This window comes from Micromonospora sp. WMMD736 (assembly GCF_049179015.1).
GTDB lineage: Bacteria > Actinomycetota > Actinomycetes > Mycobacteriales > Micromonosporaceae > Micromonospora.
In genome coordinates this window covers 1,180,407-1,195,984 of the sequence record NZ_JBMHMI010000001.1, presented here as the reverse complement: position 1 = coordinate 1,195,984, position 15,578 = coordinate 1,180,407, and the positions used below count along the sequence as shown (strand labels likewise).

Here is a 15,578-nt window from a genome sequence, read left to right as displayed (position 1 = left end):
AACGTTCGGACCCCTGCATCCCACCGAGCCCGTCCCGCCCGGTTGCCGTCCCATCGCCGGTAGCGCTCATCTGGAGGTCCCATGTCGTCCCTGCCCCTCAGCCGACGCCGCGTTCTGCAGGCGGCCGGCGCCACCGCCGTGCTCTCCGCGACCGGCGCCACGACGCTCGGCGCGGGCCCCGCCGCCGCTGCCGTGGTCCCGCCCGCACGGGCGGACATCGGCGTCGGCGCCTACGCCTTCGACCCCGGTCAGGTGCGACTGACCACCGGCCGTTGGCTGGACAACCAGAACCGCACCCTGAACTACCTGCGCTTCGTCGACGTCGACCGGATGCTCTACAACTTCCGCGCCAACCACCGGCTGTCCACCAACGGCGCCGCCACCAACGGTGGGTGGGACGCGCCGAACTTCCCGTTCCGTACGCACATGCAGGGGCACTTCCTGACCGCGTGGTCCCATGCCTACGCGGTGCTGGGTGACACCACCTGCCGGGACAAGGCGAACTACATGGTCGCCGAGATGGCCAAGTGCCAGGCGAACAACGGCGCGGCCGGGTTCGGCGCGGGCTACCTCTCCGGCTTCCCGGAGTCGGACTTCTCCGCGCTCGAGGCGCGGACCCTGTCCAACGGCAACGTGCCGTACTACTGCATCCACAAGACCCTCGCCGGCCTGCTCGACGTCTGGCGCTACACCGGCAACACCCAGGCCCGTACGGTGCTGCTGGCCCTCGCCGGTTGGGTCGACACCCGTACCTCCCGGCTCAGCTCCAGCCAGATGCAGTCGATGCTCGGTACCGAGTTCGGCGGCATGAACGACGTGCTGACCGACATCTACCAGATGACCGGTGACAGCCGGTGGCTCACCACCGCCCAGCGGTTCGACCACGCCGCGGTGTTCAACCCGCTGGCCAACAACCAGGACCAGCTCAACGGCCTGCACGCCAACACGCAGGTGCCCAAGTGGATCGGCGCGGCCCGCGAGTTCAAGGCCACCGGGACCACCCGTTACCGGGACATCGCCAGCAACGCGTGGAACATCACCGTGAACGCGCACTCGTACGCCATCGGTGGCAACAGTCAGGCCGAGCACTTCCGGGCGCCGAACGCCATCGCCGGTTACCTGAGCAACGACACCTGCGAGCAGTGCAACACCTACAACATGCTCAAGCTGACGCGCGAGCTGTGGCTGCTCGACCCGAACCGGACCGACTACTTCGACTTCTACGAGCGCGCGATGATCAACCACCTGATCGGCGCGCAGAACCCGGCCGACAGCCGTGGCCACATCACCTACTTCACCCCGCTCAAGCCCGGTGGGCGGCGGGGCGTCGGCCCGGCGTGGGGTGGCGGCACCTGGAGCACCGACTACAACTCGTTCTGGTGCTGCCAGGGCACCGGCCTGGAGATCAACACGAAGTTGATGGACTCCGTCTACTTCTACAGCGGCACGACGCTCACGGTGAACCTCTTCGTGCCGTCCGAGCTGAACTGGTCGCAGCGGGGGATCACGGTCACCCAGAACACCACGTACCCGGTGGGCGACACCACCACGCTCACGCTCTCCGGCACGATGAGTGGCTCGTGGAGCATCCGGGTGCGCATCCCGGCGTGGACCAGCGGCGCGAGCATCAGCGTCAACGGGGTGGCCGAGTCGGTCAGCACGACGCCGGGCAGCTACGCCACCGTCACCCGCACCTGGGCCGCCGGCGACACCATCACCGTACGGCTGCCCATGCGGGTGGTCATGCGGGCCGCCAACGACAACCCCAATGTCGCCGCCATCACGTACGGCCCGAGCGTGCTCTGCGGCAACTACGGCAACACCACGCTCAACTCGCTGCCGTCGCTGGTGGTCTCGTCGATCGCGCGGACCAGCACCAGTTCGCTCGCCTTCACCGCCACGGCGAACGGCTCCACGGTCAACCTCGCGCCGTTCCAGGACGCCCACGGCTACAACTACACGGTGTACTGGAACACCAGCACCAGCAGCGGCGGCGGCAGTTACCGGCTGGTCAACGTGGGCAGCGGCATGGTCCTGGGCATCCAGAACATGTCCACCGCCGACGGTGGGTTGGCCCTGCAGTGGGACGACAGCGGCACCGCCGACCACAACTGGGTCATGATCACCGATGGCAACGCCGTCCGGTTCCGTAACGTCAACAGCGGCAAGGTCCTCGGCGTGGAGAACATGTCCACCGCCGACGGCGCCCGCGTCCTGCAGTGGTCCGACAACGGCACCGCCGACCACCGGTGGACCCTGGTCAACAACGGGGACGGCACCTACAAGATCCGCAACGTCAACAGCGGCAAGCTGCTCGGCATCCAGAACAACTCGACCGCCCGGGGCGCGCAGGCCGTGCAGGATTCGGACAACGGCACCGCGGACAACCGCTGGCGGCTGGTGGCCAACGCCTGACCCGTCGCCGCCCGTCGAGGGTCTCGCCCTAGTCAGCTGCTCCCGCGCGCCGGAACGCGCGGGCCAGCTCGGTCAGGTCGAGGCCCTCGAAGTGGCGCAGGAACCGGCGGCGCACGGCCGCCAGGTGGCTGGGCCAGGACTCCTCGAGGCGGGCGAAGCCCGCGTCGGTGAGCACCGCGTTCCAGCCCCGGGCGTCCTCCTCGCACCGCTCCCGCTTGACCAGCCCCTGGCTCTCCAGCCGGATGATCGTGCGGGTCATCCCGCTCAGCGAGAGGTAGCAGGCGGACGCCAGTTCGTGCATCCGCATCCGCCGCTCGGGCGCCTCGGAGAGGTTCATCAGCGCGGTGTACTCGGTCAGGGGGAGCTGTCGGTCGCCGACCATGTCGGCGTCGATGGTGCGCGGCACCACGTACATCACCTGACCCAGGGCACGGACCAGCGCCTCCTCGTCGGGATCGAGGGGGCGCGGTGCCTCTGCGCGGGTATCGGCCATCCTCCTAGCATAGTTGCTTGATTGAGCAATTGCTTACCCAGCGTGTGAGCATGGTCATGGCACAGCCATTTGCTTGACGAAGCAAGGAGCGGTTAGCGTTCCGGCGGCCAGCTTCGAATCACTGAAAGGCGCAGTCATGACCAAGATCGGGATCATCCTCGGCAGCACCCGCCCGGGGCGCAACGGCGAGGCCGTTGCCCGCTGGGTCCTCGAGAACGCCCAGCAGCGCACCGACGCGCAGTTCGAGCTGATCGACCTGCTCGACTACAACCTGCCGCACCTCGACGAGGCGATGCCGCCGGCGATGGGCCAGTACAGCCAGCCGCACACGCTGCGCTGGGCCGAGACCATCGCGTCGTTCGACGGTTTCGTGATGGTGACGCCCGAGTACAACCACTCGACCTCCGGCGCCCTGAAGAACGCCATCGACTTCCTCTACAACGAGTGGAACAACAAGGCCGTCGGGTTCGTCAGCTACGGCTCCCTCGGTGGCGCCCGCGCCGTCGAGCACCTGCGCCTGATCGCCGGTGAGCTGCAGATGGCCGACGTGCGTTCGCAGGTCGCGCTCTCGCTCTTCACCGACTTCGAGAACTTCAGCACCTTCAAGCCCGGCGACCAGCACCTGCCGGCGCTGACCACCACGCTCGACCAGGTCGTGGCCTGGAGCGCCGCGCTCGCGCCGCTGCGCAAGAGCTGACCCTCTTCGAGTACGCCTCGGACGGCCGCGGGAGTCACTCCCGCGGCCGTCCGCGTACCCACCGCCGGGGGCGAACACGATAGCCTCGGCGGGATGAGCACAGAGCCCCGTACGGGCCGGGCCCCGCTGTGGCGGGACCGTTCCTTCGGCACGTACTGGATCGCGCAGACGCTCTCCGCGGCCGGCAACGCGTTCGCCTACCTGGCCGTGCCGCTGCTGGTTCTCGAGGCGACCGGATCGGTGGCCCAGATGGGCCTGCTCACCGCCGTCGCGGGCGTGGCATCGGTGATCGCCGGTGTCTTCGGCGGGGTGCTCGTCGACAGGTACGACCGGCGCCGGCTGATGATCGTTACGGACCTGGTCCGGTTGGTCCTCTTCGGCCTGGTGCCGCTCGTCTGGCTCGCCGGCCCGCAGGTCTGGCTGCTCTTCGTCGTGCTGCCGATCTGCGCGGCGGCCGGCATGCTGTTCCAGGTCGCCGCGGTGACCGCCGTCCGCAACCTCGTCGACACCGACCGGATCACCGAGGCCAACGGCCGGCTCCAGGCGACGTTCGCGGTGACCGCCGTGCTCGGGCCGCTGCTCGCCGGTGTGGTGTCGGCCCGCTTCGGCCCGGAGGTCGCCATCGCCGTCAACGCCGCGAGCTTCGCGCTCTCGGCCGTCGGCCTGCGGCTGATCCGGTTGCGCAGCGACCGGGCCGTCGACGCCGCGCCGGTGGCCCGGGAACGCCCGTTGGCGGAGTTCCTGGCCGGTGCGCGGTTCCTGTGGCGGCAGCCCGTGCTGCGCGCGTTGACCGTGCTGCTGTCGGTGTTCATCTTCCTGACCTACGGCTTCACCGACGTGCTGATCTACCACGTGACACACGACCTCGGCGGCACCGAGGGCACCGTCGGCACGGTGCTCGGCCTGGCGGCGCTGGGCACGGTCGCCGGGGCGCTGCTGGTCGCTCCGCTGCGACGGCGACGCGGCTTCGGCCCCACCTGGATCGGCGCGCACGCCATCTGCGGGTTCGCGGTGGCGGGCGTCGGCCTCGCGACCACCGTGCCGTCGGTCACCGCGCTGACCGCCGTGTACCTGTGCTGCGTGAGCGTCGGCGGGATCTGCTCGATGTCACTGCGCCAGGAGATCACCCCCGACCATCTGCTCGGCCGGGTCACCTCGGCGTTCTGGAGCACCCACTACGCCCTCGGTCCGGCCGGCGCGGCCATCCTGACCTGGGCCGCCGGCCGGTACGGCGTACCGGCCGTGGCGCTCGTGGCCGGGGTCGGCTGCCTGCTGGTCGCGGTCGGCGGGCTGTTCACCCCGATCCGCCGCGCGGGCGCCGAACCGGCGTCCGCCCCGCCCGGATTCGGGCCGGCCCCGGCCGTGGGCACGACCGGCGGCTGAGGTGCGGGTCAGAACTCCCGGTACATGACGTGCAGGCCGACGCGGCCGAGGGTCCGGTGGCGGAACGCGCCGGGCACGGTGCCGACCACCTCGAAGCCCTCCCGCCGGTACAGCTCGACCGCCGTCCGGTTCGTCTGCACCACGGCGTTGAACTGCATACCGGCGTACCCCGCACGGCGGGCCCAGGTCAGGGCGTCGCGGCAGAGCGCGGTGCCCACGCCCCGACCACGGGCGTCGGCGGCCACCAGGAAGCTGGCGGTGCTGACGTGCGCGCCCGGCCCGGGGCGGTTCGGCCCCATCTTCGCGCTACCGAGTACCCGGTCACCGTCGGTCGCGACCACGGTGCGCCCGGGCGGGGCCTCCACCCAGACGGCGTACGCCTCCTCGGCGGTCATCTCCGGGTCGTAGGCGAAGGTCTCCGCTGCCCGGACCACGTCCTCGATGATCGGCCACACCTGCGACCAGTCCCGGTCGGTGAACGTACGGATCAACACGGGCGCAGGCTACGCAGGAGGAGCCGGCGGGGACAACGGGTTTGCGTGCCGGTCACGGGGTGGCGTCGGCGCCCCGGGCGCGCGGCGTCGTCGTGGCGCGTGGTCGACCGGACGCCGGCCCGACGGTGTCCCGGCGGACCAGCTCGGCGGGCAGCACCTCGACCCGGGGTGTCGGCGTCGCCGCGCCGAGCACCAGCGACATGGCCCGGACTCCCATGTCGACGAGGGGGAGCCGCACCGTGGTCAACGCGGGGGTGACGTCGCGGGCGATCGGCATGTCGTCGAAGCCCACGACGGAGACCCGTCCCGGCACGGCGAGCGCGCGGGCCCGCAGGGTGGCCAGCGCGCCGATGGCCATCGAGTCGTTGAGCGCCACGATGGCGGTCAGCTCCGGATCGGAGTCGAGCAGCCGGGCGGCGGCCTCCGCGCCGCCGTCCCGGTCGAACTCGGCGTACCGGATGCGCCGCTCGGGCAGGTCGAGACCGTGCTCGGCCAGGGCCTGGCGGAGCCCGGCCAGCCGGTCGGTGGTGGTGGTGAGGATGCGCGGGCCGGCGACCACGCCGATCGCCCGGTGGCCCAGCGCGCAGAGTTCCCGGCCGGCGAGGTGACCGCCGGTCCGGTTGTCCGGCATGACCGCGTCGCCGGAGTGCTCGTGGCGACCGATGACCGCGACCCGCCCGCCGGTCGCCTCGTACGCGGCGAGCTTCTCGTTGAGCTGCCGGGTGAAGGCCTCGTCGTGGTAGCCGGAGCCGGCCAGGATCAGCGCCGCCACCTGGTGACCCCGCAGCAGCTCCACGTACTCCAGCTCGCGGTCCGGGTCGCGGTAGCTGTTGCAGATCATCAGCAGCCGGCCCTGATCGGTGGCGACCCGTTGCAGGCCGCGGGTGATCTCGGCGAAGTACGGGTCGGAGACGTCGTGCACGATCACGCCGACCGCGCTGCGGTGCGAGCGGGCCAGCAGTTGGGCGTGCGCGTTCGGCACGTACTGCAACTCGGCGACGGCGGCGAGCACCCGCTCGCGCAGCTCGTCGGTGACCGGTTTGCTGCTGCCGTTGATGACGCGCGAGGCCGTGGCGGGTGAGACGCCCGCGCGCCGGGCCACGTCGGACAGGGTCGCCATGGCCCGCCCCCTCGGTCTGTCGACGGCGTTTCGCCGCGCCGGCTAGCGTCACCGTACCGCAGAGAAAGCCCTTTCCCGGAGGGCGGCCCGGCCAGGTCGGATCGCGTCGGCGCACTGATCCACACCGGGTTCGGGGATGTCGCGGTATCCGAGGAGCAGTCAAGGCCCGGTTTGCGGTAGGCCGAGTCCTTCACCCGGCGGTCCGGCGGGCGTCGAATGGATCGAGGAAAGGCCTTGCCTGCTGTCGGGGCGCGGCCTACGCTCCCAGGAAAGCGTTTGCCTGACCCGCCGCCCGGCCGGCTCACGGGTGCCGCATCGGTCCCCGAGCCGAGCTCAACGAAGGGGATCACCATGACCCGCAGGTCGATCGGCATCATCGTCAACGGCGTGACCGGACGGATGGGCTACCGCCAGCACCTCGTCCGGTCCCTGCTGGCCATCCGCGACTCCGGCGGCGTGACGATGGCCGACGGCACGACCATCTGGCCGGAACCGGTCCTGGTGGGGCGCAACGAGACCAAGCTCCGCGAACTCGCCGGCCGGCACGGCCTCACCGACTGGACCACCGACCTGAGCTCCGCGCTGGCCCGCGACGACGTCGAGATCTACTTCGACGCCCTGGTCACCCAACAGCGGGAGAAGGCGATCCGCCAGGCGATCGAGGCCGGCAAGCACGTCTACACCGAGAAGCCGCTCGCCGAGGACACCGCCGCCGCGCTCGACCTGGCCCGCGCCGCCGACGCGGCCGGTGTCCGTACCGGCGTCGTGCAGGACAAGCTGTTCCTGCCCGGGCTGCGCAAACTCAAGCGGCTCATCGACGGCGGCTTCTTCGGCCGGATCCTCTCGGTACGCGGCGAGTTCGGCTACTGGGTCTTCGAGGGCGACTGGCAGTCGGCCCAGCGTCCCTCGTGGAACTACCGCGCCGAGGCCGGCGGCGGCATCACCTCCGACATGTTCCCGCACTGGCACTACCTGCTCCAGGAGCTGTTCGGCCGGGTCACCGCGGTCACCTGCGTGACCGCCACCCACGTGCCCGAGCGGGTCGACGAGGAGGGCCGTGCCTACGCCGCCACCGCCGACGACGCCGCGTACGCCATCTTCGAACTCGACGGCGGCGTGATCGCGCAGATCAACTCGTCGTGGGCTGTGCGGGTGTACCGCGACGAGCTGGTGGAGTTCCAGGTCGACGGCACCGAGGGCAGCGCGGTCGCCGGGCTGCGCCGCTGCCGGGCGCAGCACCGGGCGGTCACCCCGAAGCCCGTGTGGAACCCGGACCTGCCGGTCACCGAGGACTTCCGCGCCCAGTGGACCGAGGTGCCCGACAACGAGGAGTTCGACAACGGCTTCAAGCTGCAGTGGGAGGCGTTCCTGCGGCACGTCGTGGCCGGCGAGCCGTTCCCGTGGGACTTCCTGGCCGGCGCGCGCGGCGTGCAGCTCGCCGAACTGGGGCTGCGCGCGGCCCGCGAGGGCGTCCGCGTCGAGGTTCCGGAGCTGCACCCGTGAGGGCCGCCGAGATCGTGCTGCCGGGCGGGCGGCGACACCGGCTCACCGGGGCCGGCGGATTCGCCCGCCCGGCCGCACCGGCGACCAGCCGGATCGCGTACGCCGCCGCGCACGTGGTCGCCGACCCGGACGCCGAGAACGTGCCCGGCGCCCCGGCGACCGTGGACTGGGACGCCACGCTCGCCTTCCGGCGGCACCTGTGGTCGTACGGGCTGGGTGTGGCCGAGGCGATGGACACCGCCCAGCGCGGGATGGGGCTGGACTATCCGGCGACCCGGGAGCTGGTCCGGCGCAGCGCCGCCGAAGCCCGGGCCGTGGGCGGGCGGATCGTCGCCGGTGTCGGCACCGATCAGCTCCAGGCCGGCCCGGCCAGCCTGGCCGAGATCACCGCCGCGTACCGCCAGCAGCTCGACGACGTCCGCGCCTGCGGCGCGCGGCCGGTGCTGATGTGCAGCCGGCACCTCGCCGCCGCCGCCCGCGACGCCGAGGACTACCTACGGGTGTACGACGACCTGCTGACCGCCGCCGGTGAGCCGGTGGTGCTGCACTGGCTGGGCCCGATGTTCGACCCGGCGCTGACCGGCTACTGGGGGTCCGCCGACCTCGACCTGGCCGCCGACACGGTGGTCGAGCTGGTCAAGGCGCACCAGTCGACGGTCGACGGCATCAAGGTGTCGCTGCTCGACGCCGACCGGGAGGTGGCGCTACGGCGTCGACTGCCGGCCGGCGTACGCCTCTACACCGGCGACGACTTCCACTACCCGGAGCTGATCCGGGGCGACGAGGTGAGCCACTCCGACGCGCTGCTCGGCGTGTTCGCGGCCATCGCACCCGCCGCCGCTGCCGCGTTGGCCGCTCTCGACCGGGGTGACCTGCCGTCGTACGACGAGATCTTCGCGCCGACCGTGCCGCTGGCCCGGCACCTGTTCGCGGCGCCGACCTGGCACTACAAGACGGGCATCGTGTTCCTGGCGTGGCTGACCGGGCACCAGGACCACTTCACCATGGTCGGCGGCGCGCAGTCCGGCCGGTCCCCGGCGCACCTGGCGACCCTGCTCACCCTCGCCGACGCGGCCGGGCTGCTGCCCGACGCGGAGTTGGCCGCCGCTCGCGCCCGGGCGTTCTTCACCGTGGCGGGGGTTGTGCAGTGAGGAGCGAGCCGGTTTCGCGAGCCCCGCAGGCGCCAACGACAACCGGCCCAGCAAGCCTGACGCGGTTCTCGTTCAACCAGGCCACCGCCCAGCGCTGGGCGCTGCCCGACGTGGTCGCCGGTTGTGTGACAGCCGGCGTGCCGGGCATCGGACTGTGGCGGGAGCCGGTGGCCGGGTACGGCCTGGCCCGCTCGGCGAAGCTGGTCCGCGACGCCGGCCTCACCGTCACGTCGCTGTGCCGGGGCGGCTTCTTCACCGCCGACGACTGGCGCGCGGAGAACCTGCGGGCCATCGAGGAGGCGGCCACGCTGGGCGCCGCTGAACTGGTGCTCGTCTCCGGCGGACTGCCGGCGGGCAGCCGGGACGTCGACGGCGCCCGCCGTCGGGTCGCCGACGCGATCGGTGAGCTGGTGCCGCACGCGGCGGCAGCCGGCGTACGGCTGGCCATCGAACCGCTGCACCCGATGTTCGCCGCCGACCGCTGCGTGATCGCCACCCTCGGCCAGGCGCTCGACATCGCCGAGCGGTTCGATCCGGCGGTGGTCGGGGTGGTCGTCGACGCGTACCACGTGTGGTGGGACGACAGCGTCTACGCGCAGATCGCCCGGGCCGGCACGCGGATCGCCGCGTTCCAGGTCTGCGACTGGGTGACACCGCTGCCGGAGGGGGTGCTGCTCGGCCGGGCGCTGCCCGGCGACGGGTGCATCGAGCTGCGGCGGCTGCGCGAGGCGGTGGACGCGGCCGGCTACCGCGGCCCGATCGAGGTCGAGGTCTTCTCCGCCGAGGTCTGGGCGCGGCCGGGCGCGCAGGTGCTGGACGCCGCGATCGACGGCTACCTGCGCCACGTCGTCTGACCGGCGGGGCGCTGCGCAACGCCGACCGGCGGTAGGGTCGTCGGCGTGGATCTGGAGGACACCGCAGCCGTGCTCGGGGTGCCCGTCGAGGCCGTCGAGCGGGTGCACCGGCTGGCCGGTGACCAGCCCTCGGCCCCCCTGCCCGCCAAGGCCGACGCGCCGGCGATCCTCGACCGGCTCGCGGTGCCGTCGGACGACGCTACCGAGATCATGACAGGCTGGCCGGACGAAGGGTCACCACTGTGGACGCCGGAGCTGCGCTGGCTGCTCGACCGCTCGATCGCGCTGGTCCGCGCGGATCTCGGCGGGTACGCCTGGCTCGTCCCCGGCCCGGAGCTACCGCGCGATCGTGGTCTCGCCTGGCGGCACCTCTACGTGTACGCGTACCTCGCGCTGGTCGGGGTCGTCCGCAGCTACCACCGCGACCACGGCGTTCCCGACGCCGTGTCCTGGGCGACGCTCGCCGACCTGGGCCGCAACCTCGCCGTCGACCGGCGGATGCGCGGCGAGGGCTGGCCGGTGATGCAGAGCTGGTTGACGCTGCACGTCCGTGGCGCCGTCTACGAGTTGGGCCGGTTGCAGCACCACCGCGGCGACGGCGCCATCGGCCTGCACATCCCCGACACGGGTCCGCTGACGCCGGAGGCGGTATCGGCGTCACTCGGACAGGGCCGCGCCTTCTTCGCGCGCCACTTTCCCGACGAGAGCTATGCGGCGTTCTCCTGCGGCTCCTGGCTGCTCGATCCCCAGTTGCGGGAGTACCTGCCCGAGGACTCCAACATCGTCCGGTTCCAGCGGCGGTTCGAGCTGGAGCCCTACGCGGAGCCGGAGGGGCTGGACGCGGACGTCGAGGTGCTGCGGTTCGTCTTCCGTACGCTGAGCACGCCCCTCGACGAGCTGCCGCGCCGCACCGCTCTGCAACGCGCGATCGTCGACCACCTGACGGCCGGCCGGCACTGGCAGTGGCGTCAGGGTCGCTTCCCGATCGACGCGCCCGCACCGGAGACGCCCTAGCTGCCGTCGGCGCGTCCGGCGACGATGGCGACGGCCTCGACGAGGCTGTCCGCGCCGGCCAGCCCGCGGTCGCGCAGCTCGCTCGGGTCGACCCCGCGCGCCCGGACCGCGTCGGCGAAGTGCTCGATGTCCTTGCGCATGAGCGTCTGCAGGTGCGGCGCGAGGTCGGGGGTGATCTCGGTGTTCAGCGCGCCCAGCATGAAGCTGGCCCCGCTGCTCACCGAGAGCGCCGTGATCAGCGCCGGAACGTCCACGTCCAACTTCTCGGCGATACGCAGCATGTCGGCGGCGTTCTTGAGGTTGCTCATCGTCATGGAGTTGTTCAGGAGCTTGGTGAGCTGGCCGGTGCCGACCGGACCCATGTGCACCACCAGGCGGGAGAACGTGTCGAAGATCGGCGCACAGCGGTCGTAAACCGCCCGGTCGCCGCCCACGAAGGTGGTCAGCGTGCGGGCCCGGGCGCCCGGACCGCCGCCGCTGACCGGAGCGTCCAGGTACGCCACGCCGCGCGCGGCGAAGCGCTCCCCGAACGCCACGTTCTCGGTGGGATCGCCGGTGCCGTGATTGACCACCACGGTGCCGGGCCGCAGCCCGTCCAGCAGCTGACGATGGTCCAGCAGGTCGGCGATGTCGCTGTCGTCGCGCAGGCACAGCAGCAGGACGTCGACCCGTGCGGCCAGCTCCGCGACGGTCCCTGCCACGGTGTACGGCGTCCCCTCGATCGCCGCCAGCGATTCTGGGCGACGGGCCCAGACGTGCAGGTCGTGGTCGCTCTCACCCACGGCGCGGGCCATCGGCGCGCCCTGGTCGCCGAGCCCGATGAAACCGACGGCCGTCGTCGGACGCCCGCCTGGGTGGCCGTCGAGACCGATCCGCTCTGTCATGGTCGTCGTCTCCTCTCGCGTCACACTGACGAGAACACTGTCACCCGGTTGGTCGCCGTCAGCCGGGTTCCCGGTTTTCCTGGTAACGCCAGGGCCAGGCTCATCGCCGGGGCCGATGACCGGTAGAAAGATCCGATGTTCTGCGCTCCGGGTGGCCCGGTAGCGCCGTGCACGCCGATCCGTCGCGCGGATCCATCAGGGCTGCCGTGACCGTGGACGGCCTTGCGTGGCCGGGATGTGACGCCGGCCGTGGCCGGCATTCTGCCTCAACCACGCCGGAAAAACATGATCTAGGCACGGTTGAAACATCATGATCTTATGTGCGTCATGATCCGTAACACCGCTCGAACCATCGATTAATCGTCGAGGGCTTAGGTGGGGGAGCGCTCCCAAGCGGGTCGCAGCAGATGAGCAAGCCCCACACCGGGGCGATGGAAGGGAGTCTCGTGTCCACACGCACGAGCGGGAAAAACCTGCGAAGACTGGCGATACCGACGCTGGTCGTCGCGATGTTCGCCGGCACGACCGGCGTCGCGGGAACGGCGTCGGCAGCGCCCGCAGACCGGTCGGCCAGCGGCGGCCCCGGTTACTTCACCAAGGGATCGGACCAGCGCACCACTCTGACCGACGGCGCCGATCGTCGCGCCGACGCCGAGGAGACCAGCCCGAAGTCCGCAGTGGACGTCACCGGCTCGGGGGTCTACATCGTCGAGCTGGCCGAGGCCCCGCTGACCACCTACGCCGGCGGGACGTCCGGGCTCGCGCGGACCCGCCCCGCGCCAGGCAACCGGCTGGACGTGACGTCGGCGCCGTCGCAGGCCTACCGCCAGCACCTCGACGCGCAGCGATCCGCTGTCACCGCCGCGGCCGGTGTCCAGGTCAAGACCGCCTACACCGCCGCCTTCAACGGTTTCTCGGCGACGTTGACCGCGAAGCAGGCGACCGCGCTGCGGGCCGACAAGCGCGTCCGCGCCGTCACCGCCGCCCAGGCGCTGGGCACCCGGTCGGCGACGCCGCTCGCCAACGCCGCCGCCCCCACCGCCGCTACGCCGACGTCCTCCCTGGCCGCTGCGGCCACGACGGGCGCGGCCGCCAACCCGGCCAGGCCGACCAAGCCCGGTCCGGCCACCGGAGCGGGCATGGTCGTCGGCGTCCTGGACACCGGCATCTGGCCGGAGAGCGCGTCGTTCGCCAAGAAGATGCCGGCACCCAAGACGTGGCACGGCACCTGCCAGACCGGCGTGGCCTTCGTGGCCGAGCACTGCAACGGCAAGATCGTCGGTGCCCGGTACTTCGCCGACACCTGGCTCGCCGGCGGCGGCTCCGTACCCGAGGGTGAGGTGCTGTCCCCCCGCGACATGTCGGGACACGGTACACACACCGCGTCCACCGCCGCCGGTCTGCCGGTGCGGGACGTCACGATCGACGGTCGGTCCTTCGGTCCCGTCGCCGGTGTCGCGCCGGACGCGCAGATCGCCGTCTACAAGGTGCTCTGGGGCGGGATGGGCTACGACGCCGACATCATCGCCGGCATCGACGCGGCCGTCTCCGACGGCGTGCAGGTGCTGAACTTCTCCATCGGCAGCCAGCTCGGCGACTGGGAGGCCAACACGCCCATCGGCGTCGCCTTCCTCAACGCCACGCTCTCCGGGGTCTTCGTCGCGGCGTCGGCCGGAAACACCGGCATCGTGAGCGGCGCCATCAGCAACGCGGCACCCTGGGTGACCACGGTGGGCGCGGCGGTGACCAACCGCAACGAGGCGACCGTCAAGCTGGGCGACGGCACGAAGCTGGTCGGCGGCTCACTGGACGCGCTGCCCGGCGACGCCTCGCGGCCGATGGTCTTCGGTGACCAGGCCGGCTCGCTGGAGCAGGGCTCGGCGTACTGCGAGCCGGGCAGCCTGGACGCGGCCAAGATCAAGGGCAAGGTGGTCGCCTGCGCGCTGTCGACCCCCTTCAACTCCGCGCTGGAGGTGAAGGAGAAGGGCGGTACGGCGATGGTGGTTTTCGACCCGGTCGGCAACTACCGCGTCAACTCCGTCTACAACTTCCCGGTGGTCTACCTGAACACCGAGAAGCAGGCCGGCACGCTCTTCAACTACCTGATGCGCCACCCGACCGACGCCACGGTGTCGCTGCGCACCGGCGGCGACGGCTCCAGCGTCCCGGGGATCCCCAGCGTGGCGGACTACTCCTCGACCGGCCCGGACAAGACCACTTTCGGCGTCTTCAAGCCGGACCTCGTCGCGCCGGGAACGGACATCATCGCGGCGGTCTCGCCGGCCGGCAACTTCGGTCGGGCCTACGACGCGTACTCCGGAACCTCGATGGCCTCGCCGTACGTGGCCGGCGCGGCGGCGATCCTGCGCGCCACCCACCCCACCTGGTCGCCCGGAACGGTCGCCTCGGCCCTACGAACCACCGCCACCGACACCCGGGGCACCACCAACCCGCTGGACCAGGGCAGCGGCTTCATCAACCTGGCCGGCGCCAAGGACCCGGGCCTGGTCATCGAGCCGGCCGCGGCCGACCTGGTCGAGTTCAGCCAGACGGCCCAGCCGGACGGCAAGGAACTCAACCTGCCGGCCATCTCGCTGCGCGAGTACGACGGCACCCGGCCGGTGACCATCAAGCGCACCCTGACCAACGTGGGCACGACGCGGGAGACCTACCGGTCGTCGGTGACCGGCCTGCCCGGCATGACGGTCACGGTGTCGCCCGCCTCGGTGACGCTCGCGCCCGGCAAGTCCGCCACGGTGACCATCACGGTGCGCCGGGGCAGCGCCCCCTGGGACCGGTACGTCACCGGGTCGATCACCTGGCGCGGCAAGGTCCACAGTGCCCGCATCCCGGTCGCCGCCCGCCCGTGGGGAATCACCCCTCGGCCGTACGCCGACGACGGCGAGGAGTTCGGCCGGATGACCAGCGGCTCGTTCGGCTACGCCCAGCCGGGCTTCACCGGGCCGCTCACCGGTCGCAGCACCGGCTACACGCCGATGCGCCGGGAGTCGTACTCGATGCCGGCCGGCGTCTACGGCGGCGTGTTCGATCCGAGCGCGTCCGGGGTGAAGAAGGTCGACTTCACGGTGCCGGCGAACTCCGCCGCCATCATCGTCGAGGCCAACACCGAGGATCCGAACACCAACCTCGACCTGTACCTGTACAAGGGCGACAAGCTCGTCTACAGCAGTGACAGGTACTGGACCAGCGCGGAGCAGGCGTACAAGTTCCTGCCCGAGCCGGGGCGCTACACGGCGTACGTGTTCGCGCAGGTGCCCGGTGGCCCGGTCGTGGACTTCCAGTTGAGCCACGCCATCATCGGCCGCAACGCCACGTACGCGCCGGCCACGCTGACGTTGCCGCCGACGACCGAGCGCGGTAAGAGCCTCAACTTCACGTTGAAGCCGAATCGTCCACTGCCCGAGGGCGACTTCTGGGCGTACACCGAGTACCGCACCAACGGCACTGTCGTTCCCGGCAACCTCGTGAACACCCAGCAGAGCGCCTGGGAGGAGTAGCCGTACCGGAAACGGTGGGGCGGCGCCGTCGTGCGCCGCCCCACCGCTCGTC

The 15,578-nt window shown here is 71.5% G+C and carries 12 protein-coding genes; 8 read left to right on the top strand and 4 right to left on the bottom strand.

Going from position 1 to position 15,578, the window contains the following annotated elements; translation table 11 throughout:
- The first annotated feature begins 81 nt into the window (after positions 1 to 81).
- Positions 82 to 2,415: a beta-L-arabinofuranosidase domain-containing protein gene (locus tag ACN269_RS05295; RefSeq protein ID WP_421471308.1), complete on the top strand. Its 2,334-nt coding sequence runs from the start codon at positions 82 to 84 to the stop codon at positions 2,413 to 2,415.
- 28 nt (positions 2,416 to 2,443) lie between these two features.
- Here the strand turns inward: ACN269_RS05295 and ACN269_RS05290 are convergent, their stop codons facing one another.
- A complete protein-coding gene (locus tag ACN269_RS05290) occupies positions 2,444 to 2,908 on the bottom strand; it encodes a MarR family winged helix-turn-helix transcriptional regulator (RefSeq protein WP_421471307.1) in 465 nt (154 codons plus the stop codon).
- A gap of 136 nt (positions 2,909 to 3,044) precedes the next feature.
- Between ACN269_RS05290 and ACN269_RS05285 the strand changes: the two genes are divergently transcribed.
- Positions 3,045 to 3,605, top strand: a complete 561-nt coding sequence (locus ACN269_RS05285; protein WP_421471306.1) for an NADPH-dependent FMN reductase — start codon at positions 3,045 to 3,047, stop codon at positions 3,603 to 3,605.
- A gap of 93 nt (positions 3,606 to 3,698) precedes the next feature.
- Positions 3,699 to 4,988: an MFS transporter gene (locus ACN269_RS05280; protein WP_421471305.1), complete on the top strand. Its 1,290-nt coding sequence runs from the start codon at positions 3,699 to 3,701 to the stop codon at positions 4,986 to 4,988.
- An 8-nt stretch (positions 4,989 to 4,996) separates the two neighbouring features.
- Here the strand turns inward: ACN269_RS05280 and ACN269_RS05275 are convergent, their stop codons facing one another.
- Both ACN269_RS05275 and ACN269_RS05270 read right to left on the bottom strand, forming a co-directional pair.
- Positions 4,997 to 5,482, bottom strand: a complete 486-nt coding sequence (locus tag ACN269_RS05275; protein WP_421471304.1) for a GNAT family N-acetyltransferase — start codon at positions 5,480 to 5,482, stop codon at positions 4,997 to 4,999.
- A 52-nt stretch (positions 5,483 to 5,534) separates the two neighbouring features.
- Complete coding sequence (locus ACN269_RS05270) at positions 5,535 to 6,602, bottom strand: LacI family DNA-binding transcriptional regulator (protein ID WP_421471303.1); 1,068 nt, start codon at positions 6,600 to 6,602, stop codon at positions 5,535 to 5,537.
- Between the two features lie 351 nt (positions 6,603 to 6,953).
- On the opposite strand from ACN269_RS05270, the gene ACN269_RS05265 reads away from it, so the two are divergent.
- The 4 genes from ACN269_RS05265 to ACN269_RS05250 are packed head-to-tail and all read left to right on the top strand — an operon-like array spanning position 6,954 to position 11,124.
- Positions 6,954 to 8,105 carry a Gfo/Idh/MocA family protein gene (locus tag ACN269_RS05265; protein WP_421471302.1) on the top strand — a complete coding sequence of 384 codons (1,152 nt, stop codon included), beginning with the start codon at positions 6,954 to 6,956 and terminating at the stop codon, positions 8,103 to 8,105.
- Positions 8,102 to 9,256 (top strand): dihydrodipicolinate synthase family protein, encoded by a 1,155-nt coding sequence (locus ACN269_RS05260; protein ID WP_421471301.1) that lies wholly within the window; start codon positions 8,102 to 8,104, stop codon positions 9,254 to 9,256. Before ACN269_RS05265 ends, ACN269_RS05260 begins: the two co-directional genes overlap by 4 nt.
- A 56-nt stretch (positions 9,257 to 9,312) precedes the next feature.
- Complete coding sequence (locus ACN269_RS05255; RefSeq protein WP_421476204.1) at positions 9,313 to 10,110, top strand: sugar phosphate isomerase/epimerase family protein; 798 nt, start codon at positions 9,313 to 9,315, stop codon at positions 10,108 to 10,110.
- Between the two features lie 45 nt (positions 10,111 to 10,155).
- On the top strand, positions 10,156 to 11,124 hold the full coding sequence (locus ACN269_RS05250; protein WP_421471300.1) for an acyltransferase domain-containing protein: 969 nt from the start codon (positions 10,156 to 10,158) through the stop codon (positions 11,122 to 11,124).
- On the opposite strand, the gene ACN269_RS05245 is transcribed toward ACN269_RS05250, so the two are convergent.
- Complete coding sequence (locus ACN269_RS05245; protein ID WP_421471299.1) at positions 11,121 to 12,008, bottom strand: NAD(P)-dependent oxidoreductase; 888 nt, start codon at positions 12,006 to 12,008, stop codon at positions 11,121 to 11,123. The two genes, ACN269_RS05250 and ACN269_RS05245, sit on opposite strands and share 4 nt — an antisense overlap.
- Before the next feature lie 446 nt (positions 12,009 to 12,454).
- Here ACN269_RS05245 and ACN269_RS05240 point away from each other — a divergent pair, with 446 nt between their 5' ends.
- On the top strand, positions 12,455 to 15,526 hold the full coding sequence (locus tag ACN269_RS05240; protein WP_421471298.1) for a S8 family serine peptidase: 3,072 nt from the start codon (positions 12,455 to 12,457) through the stop codon (positions 15,524 to 15,526).
- Positions 15,527 to 15,578 lie beyond the last annotated feature (52 nt).

What these genes read in the sequence shown, in the direction of transcription:
- ACN269_RS05295 (WP_421471308.1), top strand. Translation starts at nt 82, where the DNA reads ATGTCGTCCCTGCCCCTCAGCCGACGCCGCGTTCTGCAGGCGGCCGGC.
- ACN269_RS05290 (WP_421471307.1), bottom strand. Translation starts at nt 2,908, where the DNA reads ATGGCCGATACCCGCGCAGAGGCACCGCGCCCCCTCGATCCCGACGAG.
- ACN269_RS05285 (WP_421471306.1), top strand. Translation starts at nt 3,045, where the DNA reads ATGACCAAGATCGGGATCATCCTCGGCAGCACCCGCCCGGGGCGCAAC.
- ACN269_RS05280 (WP_421471305.1), top strand. Translation starts at nt 3,699, where the DNA reads ATGAGCACAGAGCCCCGTACGGGCCGGGCCCCGCTGTGGCGGGACCGT.
- ACN269_RS05270 (WP_421471303.1), bottom strand. Translation starts at nt 6,602, where the DNA reads ATGGCGACCCTGTCCGACGTGGCCCGGCGCGCGGGCGTCTCACCCGCC.
- ACN269_RS05265 (WP_421471302.1), top strand. Translation starts at nt 6,954, where the DNA reads ATGACCCGCAGGTCGATCGGCATCATCGTCAACGGCGTGACCGGACGG.
- ACN269_RS05245 (WP_421471299.1), bottom strand. Translation starts at nt 12,008, where the DNA reads ATGACAGAGCGGATCGGTCTCGACGGCCACCCAGGCGGGCGTCCGACG.